Below are 2,495 nucleotides of genomic sequence, written 5' to 3'. Positions count from 1 at the left end.
TGGGTGCGATTCGTTTCCTCGAAAAATGGAGATATAAAACTCAAAGTGTACGAGGAGTAAGGGTTCAACCTCTCGTCTTGGTTGAAATAAAACCCTTAACAACTTAATGATCATGAGGGTGTAAGTCCCTCTCCATAAGCGCAATGGTTAAAGCGCTTCCCCCATGCTGAACAATTAGCAACTGTCAGGATGAAGCGGGGAAGTCAAATAGGGGTAAAACAGTAGCCTAAACTGTCATCCCACCTTAGCAGGAATCCATGAGTAACGCAAGTGAAGATGCACCTGAACCATCGTTAATGTTAACCAGTGAAATAAGGCTGATACACTGGGAGTCCCAAAAGGGCAAAGGTAGGGAATTGGCAACTCCAGCCGTGACCAATAAGCGCTTCCCTTAACCTCGGTGGACAGCATCACTCTAAAGATTCAACCAATGGTCATTAGGAACGAAGTAACTCTTATACATCTCTCAGAAAAAAAGGTCGATACCTGAGTAGGTAGCTAGCTAAATGATGTATTAGAAAAGGATTGAATCAGAAGCCAATGCCTCACTTAACAGTGAGGATACGCTGACAGATTCACGATTGTTTGGAGGGAAGAGGAACAAGTAGTAGTAAATATGTCTAATACAGAGTCAGAATTGGCGACTGTGGAATGGAAAGATATTCCTTGGCGTAAAGTCGAGCGAAGAGTTTTTAAGCTACAAAAGCGCATATTCCAAGCCTCTCAACGTGGAGATGTTCGAGCAGTTCGCAAGCTTCAGAAGACCTTGATTAATTCTTGGTCGGCTAAGGTATTAGCCGTGCGTCGGGTAACTCAGGATAACCAGGGCAAGAAAACCGCTGGAATAGATGGGGTTAAGAGTTTAACTCCTAATCAAAGGCTGGAACTTGTTAACCGACTGAGGTTAAACCAAAAGGCAAAACCAACTAGAAGGGTTTGGATTCCTAAGCCTGGAAGGGAGGAAAAACGCCCGTTAGGAATACCCATAATGCACGATAGAGCAACCCAAGCTCTAGTAAAAGCTGCCTTAGAGCCAGAATGGGAGGCAAGATTCGAGCCTAATAGCTACGGATTCCGACTCGGAAGGTCATGTCACGACGCAATCGGAGCAATCTTCAATGCGATTAGGTACAAGCCAAAATACGTGCTAGATGCCGACATCGCCCAATGCTTCGACCGAATTAGCCACGACGCACTTCTCAGAAAACTAAATACATCCCCCACCATTCGTCGCCAAATACGGGCATGGTTAAAAGCAGGGGTAATTGACTGGAGCAATTATGCCAATAAGCAAAAAGCTTACAGTCCTACTGAGGAAGGCACACCTCAAGGAGGAGTGATTAGTCCACTCCTAGCCAATATCGCGTTACATGGCATGGAAAATAGGATAAAGCAATATGCGGCTACCTTGCCCTGTAGACCAGGATATGGGAAAAAGGTAAACCAAATGAGCCTCAGCCTCATACGCTATGCCGACGATTTCGTGATTATACACGAAGACCTTGCCATAGTCCAAAGGTGCCAGGAAATAATAGCAGAGTGGCTAAGTGACATTGGCTTGGAACTTAAACCTAGTAAAACAAGAATATCCCACACACTGACTGAATACTCAGGAAATATTGGGTTTGACTTTCTTGGGTTCAATATTAGACAACACCCAGTAGGTAAATACCAAACTGGTAAATCCACCAACAAGGAACCACTAGGATTTAAGACCATAATCACCCCCTCAAAGAAAAGCGTGAAGGGACACTGTAAGAAAATAGCAACCATCATAAAAGAGCATAGTGCAGCCCCACAAGCAGCATTGATAGCCAGACTCAACCCACTTATCAGGGGTTGGTGCAATTATTTCTCCACAGTCGCAAGTCAAGAAACGTTTGACAAGCTAAGTCACATCACCTTCAAGCAGCTTTGGGCATGGGCAAAACGTCGATGCAAAAAGGAAAGCAACGCCCAAAAATACTGGAGAGAAATCGAAGGAAGAAAATGGACGTTTGCCACACCTGATGGGCTAAAACTAGCTGAACACCCAGATACACAAATAAAAAGACACACAAAGGTGAAAGGCAGTCAAAGTCCCTACGACGGAGATTGGGTATACTGGAGTCAAAGATTAAGGAACTATCCTGAAATCCCAAAAACACTATCCGAACTGTTGAATAAACAAAAAGGTAGATGTTTGCACTGCGGTTTGTATTTCACGTCAGATAGCCTTGTGGAAATTCACCATTTGGACAAAAATCGCAAAAATAACAAGCGCACAAATCTGATGGCTATACACAAACACTGCCACGATATCTTACACGCCATGTGGGAACCTAAAGAATGGGAAATAAGAAGTGATGACTTCTATGAACTCATCCCCTAACCCAAACCTGGGCAAAGAGGTACACATGACAAGTGCCAAGCAATTGAGGAGCCGTGTGCGGGGAAACTCGCAAGCACGGTTTTGTAGGAGAGGGTGGGAAGGCGACTTCCCACTCGACTTCAAC

The 2,495-nt window shown here is 44.5% G+C and carries 1 protein-coding gene; it reads left to right on the top strand.

From position 1 onward, the window contains the following. Positions 1–616: 616 nt before the first annotated feature. Positions 617–2,371, top strand: coding sequence for a group II intron reverse transcriptase/maturase (gene ltrA, locus QT992_RS33205; protein WP_333321618.1), 1,755 nt, complete (start codon positions 617–619; stop codon positions 2,369–2,371). Positions 2,372–2,495: the final 124 nt, after the last annotated feature.

This window comes from Microcoleus sp. T3_D1 (genome assembly GCF_036700405.1).
Taxonomy (GTDB): Bacteria; Cyanobacteriota; Cyanobacteriia; order Cyanobacteriales; family Microcoleaceae; genus Microcoleus.
Note: the sequence above shows the minus strand (reverse complement) of the source record. Positions and strands in the feature narration are given on the sequence as shown.